Here is a 20,695-nt window from a genome sequence, read left to right on the forward strand (position 1 = left end):
TTTTCTGAATCATGGTTTTATTTCGCTGAACTCACATTAAAATTAGGTCTTGTTGGAACATGTAAATTTTTTTATAAAGTACTGTTTTCAGTGCGAAATACTGGATACTTTATTTTATAGTTCTAAGTATTATCTGCCTACTTTAATGTCTTCGATCGTCTTTTTTCCGGAAGGATTGAGAGTTGGTAGAATATCTTCCTCTTTAATTTGTATACCTTTGGCCTGCATTTTTTTGATATAAGTAAGGATAGGATGTAAGTCTGAGTTTGGATTTATCGAAAGTAATATTTTTTTCCAGAGTTCTATAAACGGAAAGGTTTCTCTTTCGGATTCGGGAGATTTTCGAATCCATTCTAAAGCTTCGGAGTAATTTCGTTTTTCATAATATGCTTTTGCAATATAATAATTCAAATCCGGAATCTTATCATCCGTAGAATTAAGATTCATTGCGAACATTAAAAGATCGTCCCATTTTTCCAGATCATGAGCTAAAAGAACCATAGAAGCACGAGCGTTTTTATGATAAGGGTTGATCTCTAAAATTTTTTCTAAATAAAAATATGCTTTTTCGTAATCTTGTTTTTCGAGAAAATAAGTACTTAATTCGTCCCAGGAAACTATTTCCATACCCGGAATCTTAGATTGAACGTCTAGAAGTAAAACGGTTTCTTCTTTTCGATTTTGACTCGTGAGTAATTTTCTAACTTGTTGAATTTGTTCTTTCTTTGCGGTTTTTAGATAAATAAAAATTTCTTTTTTTGAAATTTCGTATTCGTCGATTAAATAATACATTCGAATCAAATTTGAAAAACATACTGGGTTTGATTCTGAAATTTTCATACACTCCTTCCAAAAGGATTCTGCATCGTCTAAAAGTGAATTTTTTGCAAATAGAATTCCCAAATTATTTTTATCTTCCGCTGTGGTTCCTTTGTCTCTTAGCATTTTTACTTTCCAAATCGAATTCATTTTTTCTAATTCGTTTTGTGAGAATTCGATAGAGTTCAAATATAAAAACAAAACATCTGTTTCTAAAACTTCTGCTTCTCGGATCGGATAAATACAAAAATGAAAAATTGAAATGATAAAAAATGGCAAAGTTTTCCCTAAAACTCGAAAAGAAAAAGGTAGTAATAGTTCCCACAGATTACGTCTCGTAGAAGTTATTTTAGGATTTTGAAACATTTTTTTGATAATAAATTTTAGTATGAGTTCCCACATTTTGCGAGTTTTGGAATAGAACTTTTATGAAAAAAGCCTTACCCAAACAAATGATAAAAAAAATCGTTTTTTGAGTTTGGTATATTTATTGCTTAAGCATTGTTGAATATACAAACTTTTACATAACTTTGCCTTACTATAAAATATCATTTTATCATTCGAGAAACGTAGTATGATACTTAACGTTTTTCTAAAATTCTTTTTTGGATAGATCAAATCAAACTTCATTTTGCGTGTTTGATTCTTCCAATTGTTTTTGTGCATAAAGCATATACTTTAAAGCTCGTTCTTTGTCACCATGGAATAAATACATCAAAGAAAGATCAAGTGCATCCTGAGGATTTGGGGGAGAGAAATCTTCTGGATTTTCTTGATTCATTTCAAGTTTCGATCGAAATTCATCCAATTTATTTTTTGTAAGTTTTTCTAATGAATCGAAAAAAGCCGCTTCTTCAGGATTTTTTTTGGATTCTTCAATTGCATCTGAAAAACGAGTAAATCCTTTCGATTGTGAAGTCGCTTGTTTAAGAATTTCAAATGACTGTTTAAAGTTTCCTAAACGAGTGTGCACTTCAGAAAGAAGCACCTGCATTCTGGGATCGTTCGGAAAGAGTTTATTTATTTTATTTGCTGTTTCAAGACAGTCTCTCCAACGTTCTTTTTCAAAATATAGAGTTGCAAGAGCCGTAAGCGCCATTCGATTTTTCGGATCTAGTCGAATTGCATTTGTAAGATAAAGTTCGGTTTTATCATCTCTCTCAAGTTGTCTATAACAATACGCGAGCAGGATATGGGAGTTTAAAAATCTCTTTTCGATTTCTAAGGATTTTTTAAGAGACCGAATTGCCGTCTCTGTTTCGCCGGTTCTATAAAGTTCGATTCCAATGTTGTAGTAAAGTTCGGGTGATTTTCCGACATAGAGTGCTTTTTGGTAAATCTCGATCGCTTTTTTAGAGTTACCTTGTTTAGAATAAAGCGCTCCCAGATTGAGATACGGCTTTTGATATTTTGGCTGAGATTGAATTAAATCTTCATAGAGTCGAATTGCTTCTGGATAATTACCTTCTTTTTCTAAGATTAGAGCTTGATTGAATCTCTTGGTTATATCCGTTCCGGTCATAGTACAACTATCGGAATTATTTTGAACCCGCGCGACTCAAAAAGTTATCATGGTTTTTTTCAGTTTTACCGATTTGTTATAAGGAATCAATAGGACCGAGGAAATTATGAAACAAATAACAATCTTAACCGCCCTGATCATTTTTACGTCTTGTGCGTCTGTAGAATCTAAACGAAGCGTCAGTGCTTCAGGAGATCCGTCAGAGATTTTTTTTGAAAAAGAAATTGCCCCGATGGATTCTGGTTCGAATTTCGTTTCTCAAAAACCTGCGCGTAGATCTTTCGAAGAAGAATTGAACGTTGAAAAATATGCAAAAGCTCAACCACCTGAAAAAACAAATTCTTCTTCCGGGGATTTTGATGAAGTTGGAATGTCTTCTTGGTATGGTGCAAAGTTTCACGGTAAACCAACCGCAAGCGGAGAGAAATTTGATAAAACAAAATTAACCGCGGCACATCCAACACTTCCTTTAGGTTCCATTGTTAGAGTTCAAAATTTAGAAAATCAAAAAGAAGTAATAGTTCGTGTTAACGATAGAGGACCTTTCGTAAAAGATAGAATCATTGATCTTTCAGAAAAAGCAGCGGATACTTTAGATTTTAAAGATGTAGGTATTGCTAAAGTAGGTATTAAAGTAGTAAAACGTGGAGGAGCTGCAAACGAGGAATCTGAAGATCTCGAAAACTCAGACGATGAAGAAGATCTTTTGGAAGATGGAAGACCTGAAAAATTAAATCCTCAAAAATCGGATTATCAAAATAAACCAATTGCTGGTGGAAAGTATATCAAAGGTGCTCCTAAGGGATATACAGTTCAAGTAGGTGTTTTTCGGGAACAATCTAGAGCTGAATCTTATAAATCTAATATTGGACAAGAATACGGTGAAAAGACATTTTTATTTGCAAGAGACGGTTTGTTTGTAATTCAATTAGGAGATTTTGCAAATAGAACCGAGGCGGAATCTTTAAAATCGAAGTTAAAGAACGATGGAATTGATTGTTTCATTCCTAAAAAATAACCTGCCTTTAAATTTTAGAAAAATTGTTTCCTCGTTTAACGACCCCGTAACTTTTTGCGGGGTTTCTTTCTTATCATTTTTTACTAATCTTTATATAATAAATAGATAATATTATTTTTAATATGAATTTTCGTTTTGTTGATTTATATAATTCAGCATGATAAACTTTTATAAAAGTTCTATATATAATTCTAAATTAACAATCAGGACGTCTGCACAATAGATTCGTTGGATTTGTTAACGTACCGCCATTTAGAAGCTAAATTTTCGACAGTTTATAGTATAATTTTTAGTTGAATGTTTTTTTAAGAGAATCTGAAAGTTGTACAAGTTTTAATTTGTGGAGTTCCCACAAACTATGTTCTAAAAATTCCAGTTTCAATTTACTTTCTCTTTACTGAAACAAAGAAGGTCGTAAGACCGCCATATCCGTAATTGTTTTAAATCGCTTTTTCGTTTAAATAAAAGTAAGAAGTGGAATTTGTAGGAATTACTTCAAAACAAATTTTTAAATTCCTCCGCCGTGTATAAACTCGTCTAAAATTTCTTCCAAATTGTCTTTTTCCTTTTTTAATTGAACGGGGTCTTTATTTATAGAATGAACTTCTTTTTGAAGAGTTTCAATTCTTTCAAGTAGGATAGAAAATACTTTAGCGACTGGGTCCGGAATTTCGTTGTGATCCAACATGTGCTCGCCTTCTTCACCGATTGGCATTTTAGAGCGAACCACTTTTGCAGGAATTCCGACTACGGTAGTATCATGTGGAACGTCTCGCATAACTACCGACCCCGCACCTACACGTACGTTTTTTCCGATCGTAATATTTCCAAGAATTTTAGCTCCTGCACCTACCACTACGTTTTCGAGTAAAGACGGGTGACGTTTTCCAGATTCTTTTCCAGTTCCTCCAAGAGTAACACCTTGATAAATTAAACATCCTTTTGCGATCGTAGCGGTTTCACCGATTACAACTCCGTGTCCGTGATCGATCATAATCCCATTTGCGATTTTTGCTCCAGGATGAATGTCGATTCCAGTGATAAATCTGGAAAAAGTATTGATTATCCTCGGGATCAAAGGAAGTTTCATCTTATAAAGAAAATGGGCTAGTTTATGAAACCAGAGGGCGTGTAAACCGGGATAACAGAGTACAATTTCCAAATAGGACTTAGCAGCCGGATCGTATTTCCTTATAAATTTAATATTTTCAAACAAATGTTAATCTCCATTTTTCCCAAAGCTACAATTAACCTTTCTGAAACAATTCGACATTCTTTTTCAAAAACTTGGGAAGATAAATTTTAGAAATTATTATTCCACTAAGGTATTTGGTTTGAACTAGAACTGTTAAGGAAAAGGTTCAAAATTCGTGATATGATGTAAAGAGGATTCTTCCTAAGAAGAATAGAATATAAAATTGAAACGATATAAATTTTCAACACACTTAATTTTGTTTGTATTAACCTTTTTGACTCTCACATTTCAAAGTGAATTTTTCAAAATCCCTTTCTTATCGACTGAATCCTTAAAAGAATTATTTTTTCTTAGACTTCCTTATTCTCTTTCTTTGATTATAATTCTTTTAGCTCACGAGATGGGACATTTTTTAGCCGCCCGTCATTACGGTATTCAAGTAACCTGGCCGTACTTTATACCGATTCCATTAGCTCCAATTGGAACTATGGGGGCTGTCATTCGAATTTTGGAGCCGATCCGAAATAAAAAACAACTCTTTGACATAGGAATCTGGGGTCCTCTTATGAGTTTGATTCTTTCCGTACCTTGTTATGTGGTAGGAATCTATATGTCTTCTTTGGTTCCGATGGAAAGTGTGAAAGGAAATCCAGGAATTATTTCTTTTGGAGAATCTATTTTTACAATTTTCGTAAATCAATGGATTTTAGGGCCTTTTAATCCTGCCGTTCAAGACGTCTGGATTCATCCTTTGGCTCAGGCAGGTTGGGTTGGACTTCTTGTAACGGCGATCAATTTACTTCCGTTTGGTCAATTAGACGGTGGTCACGTAATTTATTCCGTTTTTGGTGAAAAATATAGAAATTGGATTTATTATCTTTTTACCTGTTTTTTGCTATTATGTTTGTGGAATTTTTCCTGGTTACTGTGGGGTTTCCTGATTTATTTCATCATAAAAATAGAACATCCTTTTGTTCCTGACTCGGCGGTTCCATTGGATCGAGTTCGAAAGATCGGCGGCCTGTTGATTTTACTTACGTTGGTCTTTATCTTCGTGCCTTCTCCCATCCAGTTTGGAACGGATATAAATCGGCCAGGTTTTGCTGAGGAAATATGGACTTCGCTCAAATCGGTTTATTCAGATCTTTAATCCTTCTTCTAGTCGTAATTTCGACTCCGGTTTTTGACCAAGATCAGGAAATCAAACTTACGGAAAACGCGTACGGTTTCACATACGATGGCACAAATTTTTGGTATTTAGATTCCACACATAGATCTTTGTATCGGGTTGATCCAAATGGAAAACAAGAATCGTTTTCATTAAACGTTCCTTTTCTTACAGGAATTAATTTTGATCCTCGCGAAGGAAGAATTTTTGTAGCCGGACGAAAACTCGTTTTAAAGGTAGAACCCAATACAGGTGGTGTTATAGAAAGAATTCCGGTTCCGATCGAAAAAATTGCCGGCGTTGCAAGTATTGATTCTTTGCTTTATCTATTAGATCAAGAGAACGGAAAAATTTCCATCTTGGACAAAGCGACCGGAAAATTGATCGGAGGTTTTTTAACGGATCGGGCTCAACCTAGGGATTTGGTTTTTGCAAGAGATTCCATTTGGGTTTCGGATTCTTCCGACGGAAATATATATCGATACAATCCGGATAACGGAGCGATTACCGGTTCTATCAAAACACCTTCTAAAGAAATCAGAGGAATTGTTTTTTTAGGAAGTAAAATTTTAGTAATCGATCGAGCCGGAAAAGAAGTTCGAAAAGTTTCCTTTGTAGAAACGGACCGTTTTATTGCTTCCGGAGAAACAATTCGCCTAATGAAAGTTAGGTTAACTTTTTCGTTAAATGAAATATCGATTGCAGGAGGTTCCCTTGGGATTTTTCAACCGCCCACGACGGAACATCAGAGGATTCGAAATTTAAAAATGATTCAAACAGGATTTAAACAAGATTTTATTGGAAGTGAAAAAGCGTTTGTAAAAGTCCTTGGTGTGGATGATTCCAAAGGTAAACAAACATTAGAATATTCTTTTGAAGTTAGAACTCAAAATATCCGTTATTACGTAACTGACGAATTTTTGGAAAAGAAAGAAATAATAGGGGATGATTTAAAACTGTTTTTAAAAGACGGACCGATTGAAACTCAGAAAAATTCTTATTACGTGGATAAAGTTTTTGATGCTAGATTGTTTAGAAGTACCATACCTTCTTTGAAAAAAAGTCTTTTGGATTCGGGTGTTCCCGTTCGTTCTCAATATACCGCTTTTGTTACAAGTTCAGGTTCTGTTTCTTTTAAAGACACGATGGACGTTTATATTCCCGGTTTTGGGTGGGCTCCTATTCAAGCTGTGAAACCTTCTTCGGAAGAATCCTCTCGTGTATTTAAAAAGGGAGAAGAAAGTATCGATCTATTTCGAGCTGATAGTTGGAATGAAATTCAATCCCCCGTTTTTTACAAAAGTAGAGGTTCTGAAGAATGGAAAAATCTTTCGGCTGAAATCCAATTAATTTTAGAGTGATTCCGTAATTTTTGAATAAGTTATAAATAATGTAATATAAACTGCATTCAGTGTAAAACGATAAAAAATTCTAAAAGTAAAGTTTCTACATTTAGAAAAATGAATTATACCTATTTCATGAAAGGGATTTCTTTACTCGTGTTACTATAAGAAGGATCCATCGTTGCGATATTCAAAAGAAAGATGATCATTTTACAAAACATTAATCTTCAATAAAATAAACTTATAAGAGGAGCACCTTATTCGACGCTTCGAAATCGATTGGATAAATCGTATCAACTTCCTGTAATCATGTTCCATTTTATTCAAATATTTAAATTTAGTTTACGTTTTGTAGTTTAGAATTTTCAAAATTTTTTTTGCTTGAAGAGATAAAGTTAGAGCCCTTCCAGTCATGAGTAAAACCAGAGAAAACCAAAGAAGATGATTGTTCTTTTGAATTTTTCCAAGATAAACAATTGGAAGAAAGAAAAAAGCGGTACTAATCAACATCGAATTACGAAGAATTTTTCCTTTTGTAAGTCCTATAAAAAATCCATCTAAAATAAACGCTATCGCTCCTATTTCCAACACAGGGAACAACCAGAATCTATAATTCATCAACAAAGATAACACTTTATCACTTTTTGTAATCATTCCGAAGATAAAATCAGGAAACAAAAAAACAAAACCAAGAAAAATGGAAGTAAAGAAAATAGAATTATAAAAAGCTAAATAAAGAAGTTCTTTAAGTAGTTTCCAGTTTTTTTCTCCATAAATGTTTCCGGCTAAACTTTCCGTAGCAAATGCGGCACCGTCTACTAAATAAGCGCTGACAAGAATTAGTTGAAGTAAAATCGAATTTGTCGCTAAAATTTCTGTGCCTGCTTCCGAACTGAAATTTCGAAATATGCTAAACGTAACGATCAAGAAAAAAGTTCTTAAAAAAATGTCCTTATTTAGTTGGAGAAGAGAAGAAAAACCTTGAACCGAAAATAAATCTTTATCTTTTAAAAATGAAAGTTTTAAATTATTATAAATTTTTAATTCTCTAAAAAGTGAAAATACAAATACGAACAACATTCCAAATTGACTAATACTTGTCGCTAACCCGGCGCCATAGGCTTCCCAACCTAATTTTAGAATAAACCAGACATCTAAAAAAACATTAATCCCGTTTCCGATTAAAGTTGCGATCAATACGATCGAACTCTTTCCTCTTCCTAAAAACCAACCCGTAAAAACATAATTACAAAGAACCGCGATCGAACCCGGGATTCTAGCGTCAAAATATGAAATTCCTGCGGCTTTGACTTCGGAGTTCCCTTCCAAAATTTGAAATCCGATTTCCCGAATCCAAGGAGAAAGAATAAGAATCATCACCCCGAAAAAACAAGCCAGAAAAATTGATCGGACTAAAATGAAAATCGATTCTTGTTCGTTTTTTTCTCCAATTGCCTGAGCAGTCAGACCTGTGGTTCCCATTCTTAAGAAACCGAACATCCAAAACATAAAATCAAAAAGTATTCCGGATAAAGCTGCCCCCGCCATAAAAACATAAGTATTAAGATTTCCTAATATAGATGTATCTGCTATACTGGTAAGAGGGACGGTGATATTTGCGAGAATATTGTAAAATGTAAGTTTGTAAAATTTACGGCGTGTTTCAATACTTGTCGAATGATCCATTAGAAGTGAAGCGTTAGGTTTTTTCGGAAATCCAAATCAAGTTATCTTGTCCATTACACAAGCAGCCGTAATGTCTCCCGTAACGTTAATCGTCGTTCTGCACATATCTAAAAAACGATCTACTCCTAAAATGATTCCAATTCCTTCCGCTGGGATTCCTAATCCTGAAAGAATTGTGGCTAAGATTACAATTCCAACACCTGGAGTACTCGGAGTTCCGATTGATGCTCCAACTGTGGCAAAAAGGATAAATATCAATTGAGTCGGAGCCAATTCGATTCCAAAATACTGTGCTAAAAAAATCGTAGCTACTGACTGATAAAGTGCGGTACCATCCATGTTGATCGTTGCTCCGACTGGGATGATAAACTCTGCTATACTTTTTCTTACTCCTAAATTTTCAGTCGCGGTTTGAATGGAAACGGGCATTACAGCTGCAGAACTTGAGGTTGAAAATGCAAGTAATTGTAAACCTGCGATTTTAGTAAAAAAATCGATTGGGCTTCTTCTTGCTAAAAAAATGAGAACAATCGAATAAACTCCAATAATTAAAAGAAGTCCCAATAAAACGACGCTCATATAAGCACCTAAAGTAACTAGTAATTCTATGCCGATAGAAGCAATCGCTTTTGCCATCAAACCGAAAACGGCAAAAGGGGTTAGAACCATTGCCCAATGTACAATTTTCATACTAATCTGAAAAACTGAATTCAATATTTCCAAAATGGGTTTTGATAAGTCTTTTGAAGCGGAAAGGATTGCGATTCCGAGCAAAATAGAAAACACAATTACGTTTAACATTTCTCCTTGAGTAATCGATAGAAACGGATTCTTCGGAAAGAATGACATCAATAACTCCGGATATTTATCCAAAGATGGGATCTCAGCCGGAGCCGGAAGTTTGGAACTTAAAGCGGATTGAATTTGGATCGCTGACTTTCCGGGTTTCAACCAGAGGGCCAAAGTAATTCCGATTGTAACCGCAATGAAAGTTGTAAAAACGAAATAAATTAAGGTTCTGATTCCTAGTTTTTTAATATTCTCTAAATTTTCGGCGGAACAAATTCCGAGAATAATAGAAGAAAAAATCAAAGGTATCATAATCATCTGCAAAAGGTTGATGAATATAAGTCCGGGTATAATGAGCCAAGAAGTGAAAAGTTGTGCGGTGTTTCTATCAACTAAAGATAAATCGGAACCGAGTAAGGCCCCAGTAAAAATTCCAGCTAACATTCCAACGAAAATTTTTAACCAAAGTTTTTCTTTCAAACTACTTAGGATCTTGACATTAAGGGAAGTTAGTTTCTCGAAAACTTGCATATTGGAAAACTCTTTTAATTCCTTATTTTTTCTATTGATTTTTGATTTTGGTATGAATTATTAAAGCCGTTTTCGAGATTTTAATGAAGCCCTATTTTTTCGAAACAAATAAAGAATTAGAAAAACGGACTTATAGATTATGGGATTAGATTTTCTGAGATCAGATTTGATTCTCTTCAATTATTATTCTTTTGGAAGTCTTTTAGTAACGATTACAACTTTTTTTCTCGCTGCTTTTTTTCTTAGTTTAAAAAGAAAGACAGTCGCTACATTTCATCTCGGAGTTGCTTTCTTTATATTTGGTCTTTTTGAGATCGGATATTTTATGGCTGCGTTTTACTATCATCCGATTGCGGCTTATCATAGATGGTTGACTGGTTGTTTGATCTTACCTACAATCACACATTTTACTCAGTTTCTTATCCGTTACCCGAGCAATAACAATCGAAAATTTGGGTTTTGGATGATGAGCTTCCAACACATTCTCGGATTTATTGTTGCCTGCTTTTTTGTTTATCTCACTGCTATTTCTGAAAAGATATACCACTTTACCGCTCATCATTGGGATTTTAACGCTTTGATCGCAAGTAAGTATCTTGCGTTTATCATTGCTTTTTATTCTGTTATTGCTTTTATTCTCATTCCTTCCTGGAGAATCATCACAGATAAAGAAAAGAAAAAATTTGCAATCTTCCTATTTTCTATTGGGTTTATGATCGCCGCATTTTATCCGAATATTTCAAACGTTTTGAGTCGAGACGGATTTATGGAAAGATCCACATATATGACTTCGAACGTTATCTTTTTTATTGCGGCTTTTTCGGTCATAGTAATCGCCTTTATCAATAATAGCACTGAAAGAACCACTTTCATGGTTAAGATCGTAGGAATCACGTTATTTACCATTTGTCTGATTATGCAGGCGCTTGTATTTATCTCTAACCAAGATAAGGAATCCGAATACGATAGTTTGAATATTGTAAACGCCGAAAGGGTTTTAGAGAGTGGTCGTGGTAACGGCGAGGTACAATATACACTTAAATACGACGAGAGAACTGGTGAATTGATCACGGATGATTACGATCCAAAATACGGATTGGATTTATCTCTTGTAAAAGTCGACTTACAAAATACGCTGATTTACGAAGAGATCGCGGTTTTAAAAGAAGATCATTTTCGTGAAAATTTAAAAGTCATCTTAGACGAATCTCCGGAATACTTTGCGGGTCACAAAGATGCTATTTACAATTTTGTAAAAGAGAATTCTTCTCTAAATGCAAAGGATTTAAAAAAGGCGCTTTTGAAATATGCAGAAAAGCTAAATAAAGACGCTTTCGTAAATACTAATAAACTACAGGGTATCAATTCCGATTCTTTTTGCGAACAAGGAAAGTCTTATTTGGAAAAAAATAAGGATTTGGAATCATATAAGAATGGAATTTTGAAAAACCTAGAAGGATGTAATTGGAAAGGAAAGGAACTTTCAGGTAAAGAGCTAAAAGCAGAATTTTTAAAATACTTCAGCTATTTTAAACCCGCGGAAACCAGACACTATAGAAGAAGTATAGACGGACTTGGACATCACGTTGCGTTTATGAAATATCTTCCTTCTAAAAAACAAGTAGTAGAATTAGGTTTTTCTTATAAAAAGTATAGAGAGTTTGTACATCCTACCTCTGTAAAACAAACGATCATCTTGTTTGCGGTGATTTTTGTGGTTCTCGTATTATTTCCGTTGTTCTTCAAAAGTAGTCTTGTCAATCCATTGAATAACTTGTTGTCCGGTGTGGAAAAGGTAAATAAAGGAGATCTTGACGTTCAGGTTCCCGTAAAAGTGAGAGATGAAATTGGATTCTTGGCGGATTCGTTCAACTCGATGGTTTCTTCTATCAAACAAGCCAGAAGAGAACTTCAAGATTACGCGGAGAACTTGGAGGAAAAAGTAAAAGAAAGAACTCAAGAAGTTCAAGAGAAAATGGAAGAAGTCCAAAGACTGAAAGTTCAACAGGACGGGGATTATTTTCTTACTTCTCTTTTAGCCAAACCGCTTTTTTATAACGCAAACAAATCAAAACTCGTACATTCAGAATTTATGTTAAAACAAAAAAAACAATTCGAGTTCCGTGGAAAACATTCTGATTTAGGCGGGGATATTTGTATTACCGGAAATTTACGTTTAGGAAAACCGGATCACTACAAACGTTATACAATGGTTATGAATGGGGATGCAATGGGCAAGTCTATGCAGGGCGCAGGTGGTGCCTTGGTGATGGGAGTTGTAATGAATTCCATTATGGCTCGTTCGGCAGCTAACAATAGAATTTTAGATAAAACTCCTTCCGAATGGTTAGAGGATGTATATAACGAAATCCATGCAGTATTTAAATCGTTTAACGGGAGTATGGTGATCTCCGCGACGATTTTTTTGATCGAAGAAGAATCTGGAAAATGTTTTTATTTCAATGCGGAACATCCGTTTACGGTTTTATATCGGGATGGAAAGGCCAGCTTTTTGGAAGAAGGATTACAACTTCGTAAATTAGGTCTGGATTCCGAGTTCGATTTTCAAGTGCGAACTTTTGAACTGAAAAAAGGAGACGTTTTAATATTAGGATCGGATGGTAGAGACGATATAGATCTTACTCCGGAAGAAACCGTAAGAACAATCAATGAAGACGAATATCTATTCCTTAAAAACGTGGAAAATGGAAAAGGAAATTTAGAAGATATTGAAAGTGAAATCCGTAAATACGGAGAACTAACGGATGATCTTTCTCTTTTAAAAGTAGAATTCCAGACAGAAAGAAAAGCGGGTGAATTGGAAGAGATGTTTACCGGCGGAGATAGAATCGAAGTCGCTTTAAATCCTGACGTAATCTACGAAGACGCAAAACAATTATATAAAAGCGGAAAGGTGGATCAAGCTCTTGAACTTCTTAAGACTGGATATACTCACGATACAGCGAATCAAAAGATCAATAAACTTTTAGGTCTTTTAAGTTTTAAAGGAAAAGATTATACGACTGCGATCGAAGTTTTGAACAACTATCTCAAAACAGATCCGGGATTACACGAATATTGGTTTTATCTTTCAATTGCAAATAAAAAGGTAGGAAAGTATGAACAAGCTCTTCAAGCGAGTTTAAAACTAAACGATATTCAACCGGAAAATTTATCTAATTTGGTCAATCTTTCTGATATTTATCGTTTAATGGATCAATTTGATTTGGCCGAAGAAGTTGCAAGAAAACTAATACATTTGGATCCAGGAAATCAAAACGGAGAAAGACTTTTGAAACTCATTGAAAGGGATCGTGCGTAAGTTTTTATTTGGAATTTTATTCCTAATTTCTTTTAGTCTTCATTCGGATAAACACGTATGGATTCGGAGAATTCCTCTAAGTAGAGGAGAACTTGTCCTTGAAATTCGAAATCATTCCCAAAATAAAAATTGGAATGAATTCGCTTATCATAAAACTTCCGATCTTTTTAAAGCTTTGGAATCTTATTCTGGTATTTCTTTCCACGAAGCGAGCGCTTCTGTGTTTGAGGGTCAAAAAGCTTCCGAAAAATATAAGGTTCTTTTAATACTCCAAGATAGAATTTTTTTAAATGGAACAAGAGTTGGAGGATATAATAATATTTCCGGAGATTTAGGATCGGTGCGTGGAATTTTTATGGAACCGAATCTTTCTCCAGTAGGTTATCCTGCATTATTGTTTCATGAACTTGGACATTTTTACTTTTCGGATTTGCCTTGGTTGAGTGAAGGTTTAGTTTCTTTTTTACCTTTTGTTTTGTATAAAGAAAAGAAAATCAATCTTACAAAAGAAGAACTGATTTCGATTGCGGAAGAATGGAATACGGAGGAAAGTCTTCAAGGAGAAAAAGATTTTCCGTTAGATCCTGATTTTAGGGAAAAAAATCCTTCTTCCACTTCTACCTTTTATAATAAAGCATTAAAAATTCAATATATTCTTTATAAGGAATTAGGACCTACGGGTTATCGAGATTTTGTCAAGAAATTGATTTTTGAGAATTCTCCTAAAACTACAAAAGAAGTAATCTTAAAATTAAAATCGATTCGAGATAAAAACTGGACGAGTTTATTAAAAGGTTGGGTTACTCCGGGCCCTTACGAAGTTTATACTTGGAAAACTTTTCAAAAAGAATCTATCTTAGGGACGTTTTTACAACTTCCTTAATAAAACTTTAAAAAGTCATTTTTCTTTTTTTAAATTGAGTTACAGTTTGTTTCAAACTTAGTTGGATTGAGTTTCTTGGGGAAAATTTTTATATGAATATCAATTCAGTTTCGCGTTTTAAAAAAGAATTTTTAATTGGAAGTCTTCGTAAAACAGCGATTTCATGCAAAAATTGAATCTTTAGGTTCCAGCTTTAAGTATTGGACCAATGGAATTCTAAAATTCTGTATTTAAACTTTAGGTTTATCTCGAAATTCATTAGGGTTGTTAAAAAATTCCATAGTTCAGATCAATAAAATTGCTTCAATCGATTGTTTCTATGAAACAGAAATGGATGGAGAATTCATTTTTCAATAACTCTATTGTGTAAGAATTGGTTTACCGTTTAAAAGAAATAGAATATTGAAAAAACTGCATTTATTTTCGTTATTTAAGTGAAGGTTTTGAAATCTTGAAAATTTAAACCTTCCGAAAATCTACGATTTCTCAAGTTATAATAGGCATTATAACGCTCGTTAATTCGAAATCATTTTGATTTTATCATTGAAACTAAGACTTACGTAGCTAAAGTAATGCCTGTTTCGAAAAGAATAAAAATAGATCTGTAAAAATTTTTTTGAAAGAAAGGTTTTATTAAAGTTATGAGTGAAACTGAATCCATTTGGAGCAACATACTTCTCAATTACTATTCCTTTGGGAGTTTATTATCGTTTGTAACAGCTATACTCATATCTGGCGTTTTTCTTTTTATTGATAAAAAAGTATCGAGCACAAAACATTTAGCGTTTGGAGCTTTACTACTTGGTATATTCCAATTCGGATACGTTTTTGCAGCAGTTCTTTATCATCCATTTGCGGCATATCATCGTTGGATTACAGTAGGTTTGATTTTACCTGCAATCCTACATATAGGACAGTTTGTTGCTCGTTATCCCGAGAATGATTTTCCAAAGTTCAACCGCATTACTATGATCGTATTATGGATAGTTGCTGTTTTTTCCGTAGGTTATTTTTGTTATTCTACTTGGAATGCTTCTGTAAAATATCACTTCACCGCACATCATTGGGACTTTAACGCAGAAAATGTAAGTAGAACGATTGCTATTATTATCTTCAGTTATGTATTTATTAACTTTCTTGCGATTCCGATTTGGAGAATAATTTATCTTAAAGGAAAAACGAGATGGATCATTTTTGCATTTTTAATGTCTTTTTTAGTAGGAGGAACGGTACCTGTAGTCGCCAATCTTTTGAGTAGGGACGGTTATATTGAAAGATCGATTTATCTTACTTCGATAGTTCTTTTGTTCATGGCCGCGTTTTTTATCATTCTCATCTTATATTTGAATTTCTCTGTCGAAAAAACTTCTTTTATGCTTAAGATCGTAGGAATTACGTTTGTAACTGTATTAACAATTATGCAAGTATTGGTCTATATTTCCAATCAAGATAAAGAATCCGAATACGATATATTGAGCCGAATTTATATGGAAAAGGCATTGGAGGGTGGAACCGTAAAGGGTGGAATTGCTTATATACTCAAATGGAATAGAACGGACAACTCTTTTGATCGGGAAAAATTTGATTTTAAACTTCATCCTAATCTAGAACAGATAGAAATCGATTTTAAAAATACTTTATTATATGATGAAATATTCAATCTTTCTGAAGAAGGTTTTAGGGAATCTCTTACAAAACTTATGGAAGAGTCTCATAAAAACTTCGGAGGATATAAGTATTCGGTTGTCAATTTTCTGAAAGAACATCCTGATTTAAAAGGTAAAACTCTTAAACTTGAGTTAAATAAAGAATTATCAAGATTAGGACTTCATGTATTCGTAGCTTCTAATAAACTGGATAATATCTTTGAAGAAGATTTTTGTACAAAAGGAAAAAGTTATTTAGAAAACGCTCAAGAAGTAAAAATGTTTCGTGTTGCGTTGGAATCTCGTTGGAACGATTGTAAGTGGGATGGTAAAAAAATAACTTCATCAAAACTAAAAGAAGAAGTTCTGAACTATTTTAGACCGTTTGTACCTTCCTTTACTAGGTATTATCGCAAGAAAGACGTAGAAAATCATAGTCTTCATTACATAGGATTTGTAAAATACGATCGTAAAGAGAATAACGTAAGCGAAGTAGGATTTTCTTATAAAACTTATCGAGAGTTTATGCATCCTACTGCATTGAAGCAGATTTTAGTTTTAGGGGTTGTAATCATAGTAATCATTTTTTTATTTCCACTTTTCTTTCGAGGAAGTCTTGTTGCTCCTTTGAATGATTTGTTAAGTGGAGTAGAAAAAGTAAATGATGGAGATTTAGAAGTTCAAGTTCCAATTAGAGTTAAAGATGAAATTGGGTTTTTAGCGAATTCGTTCAATGACATGGTTTCTTCCATTCGAGACGCAAGAAAAGAACTTCAAGATTATGCCGAACATCTTGCTACAAAGGTTCGATTAAGAACGGAAGAGTTGTCCGAAAAAATTGAAGAGTTTCAAAGACTTAAGATTCAACAAGACGGAGATTATTTTTTAACTTCTCTACTTGCAAAACCTCTAAACTATAACGCAAATAAATCGACTCGTATTTCGACTCGATTTTTACTCAGACAAAAAAAGCAGTTTGAATTTAGAGGGAAACGAGCCGATTTAGGAGGGGATGTTTGTATAACCGGGAATCTGCGTTTAGGAAAGGCATCGGATTATAAAAGATACGTTTTTGCGATGAACGGAGACGCGATGGGCAAATCGATGCAAGGCGCAGGTGGAGCTTTGGTTATGGGGGTTGTAGTCAATTCGATTCTGGCGCGATCTGCCGCAAACGATCGGGTTTTAGATATTTCTCCTGAACAATGGCTTACAGAAACTTATGAAGAAGTAAACTTCGTATTTAAATCGTTTAACGGTAGTATGGTGATTTCAGCTTCTTTCTTTCTAATCGAAGAAAATTCGGGTAAAACTTATTACTTTAATGCAGAACATCCTTTTACCGTTTTTTATCAAGACGGAAAAGCTACCTTTTTAGATTCTTCTTTAATGCTTCGAAAAATAGGTTTAGAATCTGAATACCCTTTCCAAGTTTTTACAACTACTCTCAAAGAAGGAGACGTTTTAATTGTTGGTTCTGATGGTAAGGACGATTTAGATCTTACGCCTGATCAAGACACAAGAACGATTAACGAAGACGAAACGCTTTTTTTAAAAGCGGTAGAAGTTGGAAAAGGAAACATAGAACAGATAGAAGAGCTTATTTACAAAGAAGGAGAAATTACGGACGATCTATCTCTATTGAGAATCGAATACGGGGTTACTTTAACTGATCAAGAGAAAAATTCTTTAAACACTGATAGTGTTCAAAATAATTCTTTAAAAAAAGAAATTTCGGATTGGAGTGCGTCTTATTCACACGCTAGACAGTTGTATAAGGATGGAAATATAAAAGAAGCAATCGATGAACTTGCAGAAGTTTATTCAAAAACTCCTGAAGATATAAAAGTGACTAAGTTACTTGGGCTTTTAAGTTTTAAGGATAAAGATTATATAAAGGCTGTAGAAGTTTTAGAAAAGTATTTGGAAATTGACCCGGAACTAAGTGAATACTGGTATTATCTTTCTATTGCGAATAAAAAATTAGGAAAATTTTCTGAAGCGATTTATGCTTCTGAAAAATTTTTAACAAAACAACCGGATAATATAAACAATCTAGTCAATTTATCCGATTTGTATCGACTCCAAAACGAATATATCAGAGCCAAAGAAATTGCAACTCGAGTATTGGATTTAGATCCTCAGAACGAAAACGCAAAAAAAATTCTTAGGAAAATTGAAAACATTGTATCTAAAACTTAGAATCGAGTTCTGAAAGAATAATTTATCTTAATGTAGAAAATTCATACAGAAATTAAACTATGAAAAAACAGTTAAAATCTTGTATATTCTGAGTTTATAATTAACGTAAATTCGGTATAAAGCGAAAAAGATCGATGTGGAAAATTTAGAAGAACGCTCTTTCAAACTCAGTGTTTCGCTTTTATGGCCGTCGAAGCAACTCAGCGTTTCACTCAACAGATCGCGTTCTAAATTAAAAACGATTGTTGTATAACGTTTCTTATATACAATTTATTGATCAGAGCTGAAAGTTCGATTTGGTTGCTCTTGGCAAGCTGGTTCGCCCAGATTTTCTTGCGTCGAACTCTATTATAAAAGTTACCTTTAATTTTGACTAAAATCTAACTTTTAGATACAAAATTATGTTTTTTTGAATTAGAAAACTATATAAGAAAATTTATATATAGAATAAATTTTTAATTTGTTGAAGGTTGCAACACAAAAATTTTATACAGAAACTATAATAACAAAAAATACTGTAGCGAGATGTTATTTGTAAGAATTCATACATTTATTGAAAATTTAAAAATGATTGATTTCTAGGATTTTGAAACAGACGCAAATGTATTCATTAAAAAAAGTTTTCTAAATCAAAAAACCCTCTAATAAGAGGGTTTTTTGGGGTTTGCAACATTGGGCATCGGGATGTTTAGAAATTTTATTTAACTCTAGTCCAAGTAGACTCTTTTCCAATCATCATAAAGCCGACTTTATAACCACCTTTTAAATCGAGAGTATCAGCATTTCTTAAAGTAAGTCTGCCATCGTAAGTTTTACCACCTTTGGGATCGTAAACTCTTCCTCCAGTCCAAACTTGTTCGCTGTCATAAGAAAAACCGGTAAGAAAAACTAATCCTAAAATAGGACGGGTACGGAGACTTTCATCTTTATTATGTACGTCTATTTTTGGAGAACCAGGAGTACCTTCTTTACTATCTGCTGGGTAGGTAGGTTCCTTTAACCAAACAATTTTTCCACAAATTTTAGCTCCGCATTTATGTACGTCTACTTGTGCGTCTTTTTCCTTATTCCACCATTTTCCAAGGATTGCATCTTCTTCACCGGCAAACGCTGGCGTTGAAATCAATGCGAACGCAAAAAAAATTGCGATCAATTTAGACTTATTCATTCCATTCTCCAAGAGTTGTTTTGCGGACAAAATTCTCAAAAGAATACGAAGAAAGTCAACAAAAAAGAAGGGATTCCTATCTTTCAAAATCTTTATATAACATAGAAGTTTGAATTCCTCGATTGGCTTGGTATTTTCCAGAAGTATATTCCGTTATCTGTCCTTCTAGTGTATGATAAAAAATCTGACAAACTTCTACACCTGGATAAACGATGAGGGGTTGGATGACGGAAATTTCTAAAGTCCAAAATCCCTTAAAACCTACGTCGCCAAATCCTGCAGTTACATGAACGAGCATTCCTAATCTTCCAATAGAAGATCGTCCCTCAAGCATAGGCACTAAATTGTGAGTTTCGGTGAACTCTAAAGTTCTACCTAAATACAAAACACCCGGCTTTAACAAAAGACCGGATTCGGGAATGACCTGCTTTTCGGCGGGATTTGGTTTTTTCATATCCAGAGGAAGTTCGGTGTATACTAGAAGTTCCTCATGAAGTCTTAGGTTGTAAGAATTTGGATTGAGTTGTTTTTCTGAATAAGGAGTAATTACAATATCATTACCGATTCGTTTTTGAATTTCTTTTCCAGTAAGAATCATTTATTTTCCTTTAAAAATCGGTTTTCGTTTTTCCTGAAACGCTTTGAGTGCCTCCAACCGATCTTCCGTATTTAAAGTATTGTTATAGTATTTACTTTCGGTTATGAGAGCTTTTTGTATGTCCTGACCATAACCTTCTGTAATTGCTTTCTTTGCAAGCTGAACTGCGATTGGCGCACATTGAGATGCAATTTCTTCGGCTAACATTTTTGCTGCGGGAAGGGAAGAATCGTGCCAGATGGAATTTGCAATTCCGAAATCTAAAGCGGTTTGTGCGTCGACTGTTTTGCCCGTAAAAATCATTTCTTTAGCTTTTGCGATTCCGATTCTACGTGAAAGTCTTTGAGTTCCTCCTCCTCCGGGAATAATTCCTAAACGAGTTTCTGTAAGTCCGATTCGAATATCATTTTTAAGAAGAATCAAATCACAACAGAGTGCAAGTTCCAAACCTCCTCCAAATGCGTCTCCGTCCAAGGAGGCAATAGTAGGGTATGGAAAATTTTCTAATTCCAAAAAACAAATTTTAAGATCTTCTAAAAAACGTTTCACTTCTTTAGGAGACATGGTAGTTCTTTCTTTTAAGTCTGCTCCTGCACAAAAGGAAGGACCGATACCGCCGAGAACAAGACCACGAATGGATTTTTCTTTTTTTGCTTTTAGAATGTTTTTGTGAAGTGTAGAAAGAAGTTCTTTGCTGATCGCATTTCTTTTTTCCGGTCTATTTAAAAGTAAAACCGCGATTTCTTTTTCCATGGAACACAAGACTGTAGAAGATTCGTTCATTTCAATACACCATTTTTTCAAT

14 protein-coding genes are annotated in these 20,695 nt (G+C 34.0%); 6 read left to right on the forward strand and 8 right to left on the reverse strand.

The genetic code is table 11. The features are described from left to right. Positions 1 to 129: 129 nt before the first annotated feature. The gene (locus LEP1GSC059_RS00495) at positions 130 to 1,221 is read right to left on the reverse strand and encodes a tetratricopeptide repeat protein (protein ID WP_017215076.1); all 1,092 of its coding nucleotides are present in this window, start codon (positions 1,219 to 1,221) and stop codon (positions 130 to 132) included. A gap of 217 nt (positions 1,222 to 1,438) precedes the next feature. Continuing rightward, a complete protein-coding gene (locus LEP1GSC059_RS00500; RefSeq protein ID WP_020980087.1) occupies positions 1,439 to 2,341 on the reverse strand; it encodes a tetratricopeptide repeat protein in 903 nt (300 codons plus the stop codon). Between the two features lie 106 nt (positions 2,342 to 2,447). On the opposite strand from LEP1GSC059_RS00500, the gene mpl36 reads away from it, so the two are divergent. After that, the gene (mpl36, locus tag LEP1GSC059_RS00505; RefSeq protein ID WP_002179334.1) at positions 2,448 to 3,359 is read left to right on the forward strand and encodes an RlpA family plasminogen-binding lipoprotein MPL36; all 912 of its coding nucleotides are present in this window, start codon (positions 2,448 to 2,450) and stop codon (positions 3,357 to 3,359) included. Between the two features lie 508 nt (positions 3,360 to 3,867). On the opposite strand, the gene cysE is transcribed toward mpl36, so the two are convergent. Next, complete coding sequence (cysE, locus tag LEP1GSC059_RS00510) at positions 3,868 to 4,575, reverse strand: serine O-acetyltransferase (RefSeq protein ID WP_002179219.1); 708 nt, start codon at positions 4,573 to 4,575, stop codon at positions 3,868 to 3,870. Between the two features lie 235 nt (positions 4,576 to 4,810). On the opposite strand from cysE, the gene LEP1GSC059_RS00515 reads away from it, so the two are divergent. Both LEP1GSC059_RS00515 and LEP1GSC059_RS00520 read left to right on the forward strand, forming a co-directional pair. Further along, the gene (locus tag LEP1GSC059_RS00515; protein ID WP_017215078.1) at positions 4,811 to 5,704 is read left to right on the forward strand and encodes a site-2 protease family protein; all 894 of its coding nucleotides are present in this window, start codon (positions 4,811 to 4,813) and stop codon (positions 5,702 to 5,704) included. Next, on the forward strand, positions 5,668 to 7,083 hold the full coding sequence (locus LEP1GSC059_RS00520) for an NHL repeat-containing protein (protein ID WP_017215079.1): 1,416 nt from the start codon (positions 5,668 to 5,670) through the stop codon (positions 7,081 to 7,083). The genes LEP1GSC059_RS00515 and LEP1GSC059_RS00520 overlap by 37 nt, the downstream gene beginning before the upstream one ends. Positions 7,084 to 7,407: 324 nt before the next feature. On the opposite strand, the gene LEP1GSC059_RS00525 is transcribed toward LEP1GSC059_RS00520, so the two are convergent. Next, positions 7,408 to 8,751 carry an MATE family efflux transporter gene (locus tag LEP1GSC059_RS00525; protein ID WP_002179190.1) on the reverse strand — a complete coding sequence of 448 codons (1,344 nt, stop codon included), beginning with the start codon at positions 8,749 to 8,751 and terminating at the stop codon, positions 7,408 to 7,410. A gap of 36 nt (positions 8,752 to 8,787) precedes the next feature. Next, complete coding sequence (locus LEP1GSC059_RS00530; protein ID WP_036056747.1) at positions 8,788 to 10,071, reverse strand: dicarboxylate/amino acid:cation symporter; 1,284 nt, start codon at positions 10,069 to 10,071, stop codon at positions 8,788 to 8,790. A gap of 139 nt (positions 10,072 to 10,210) precedes the next feature. Here LEP1GSC059_RS00530 and LEP1GSC059_RS00535 point away from each other — a divergent pair, with 139 nt between their 5' ends. The 3 genes from LEP1GSC059_RS00535 to LEP1GSC059_RS00545 all read left to right on the forward strand — a co-directional run bounded on the left by LEP1GSC059_RS00535 (position 10,211) and on the right by LEP1GSC059_RS00545 (position 18,124). Continuing rightward, positions 10,211 to 13,393 (forward strand): SpoIIE family protein phosphatase, encoded by a 3,183-nt coding sequence (locus LEP1GSC059_RS00535; RefSeq protein WP_017215082.1) that lies wholly within the window; start codon positions 10,211 to 10,213, stop codon positions 13,391 to 13,393. Continuing rightward, a complete protein-coding gene (locus tag LEP1GSC059_RS00540) occupies positions 13,386 to 14,276 on the forward strand; it encodes a hypothetical protein (protein ID WP_036056799.1) in 891 nt (296 codons plus the stop codon). The genes LEP1GSC059_RS00535 and LEP1GSC059_RS00540 overlap by 8 nt, the downstream gene beginning before the upstream one ends. A gap of 641 nt (positions 14,277 to 14,917) precedes the next feature. After that, complete coding sequence (locus tag LEP1GSC059_RS00545) at positions 14,918 to 18,124, forward strand: SpoIIE family protein phosphatase (protein WP_017215084.1); 3,207 nt, start codon at positions 14,918 to 14,920, stop codon at positions 18,122 to 18,124. Between the two features lie 697 nt (positions 18,125 to 18,821). Here the strand turns inward: LEP1GSC059_RS00545 and LEP1GSC059_RS00550 are convergent. The 3 genes from LEP1GSC059_RS00550 to LEP1GSC059_RS00560 form a co-directional block, all read right to left on the reverse strand. Beyond that, complete coding sequence (locus LEP1GSC059_RS00550) at positions 18,822 to 19,292, reverse strand: DUF2147 domain-containing protein (RefSeq protein WP_002179555.1); 471 nt, start codon at positions 19,290 to 19,292, stop codon at positions 18,822 to 18,824. 76 nt (positions 19,293 to 19,368) lie between these two features. Beyond that, positions 19,369 to 19,890: a dCTP deaminase gene (gene dcd / locus LEP1GSC059_RS00555; RefSeq protein ID WP_017215086.1), complete on the reverse strand. Its 522-nt coding sequence runs from the start codon at positions 19,888 to 19,890 to the stop codon at positions 19,369 to 19,371. Then, positions 19,891 to 20,673, reverse strand: coding sequence for an enoyl-CoA hydratase-related protein (locus LEP1GSC059_RS00560; protein WP_017215087.1), 783 nt, complete (start codon positions 20,671 to 20,673; stop codon positions 19,891 to 19,893). It abuts the gene before it with no gap. Positions 20,674 to 20,695: the final 22 nt, after the last annotated feature.

The organism is Leptospira noguchii serovar Panama str. CZ214, assembly GCF_000306255.2.
GTDB classification, from domain to species: domain Bacteria; phylum Spirochaetota; class Leptospiria; order Leptospirales; family Leptospiraceae; genus Leptospira; species Leptospira noguchii.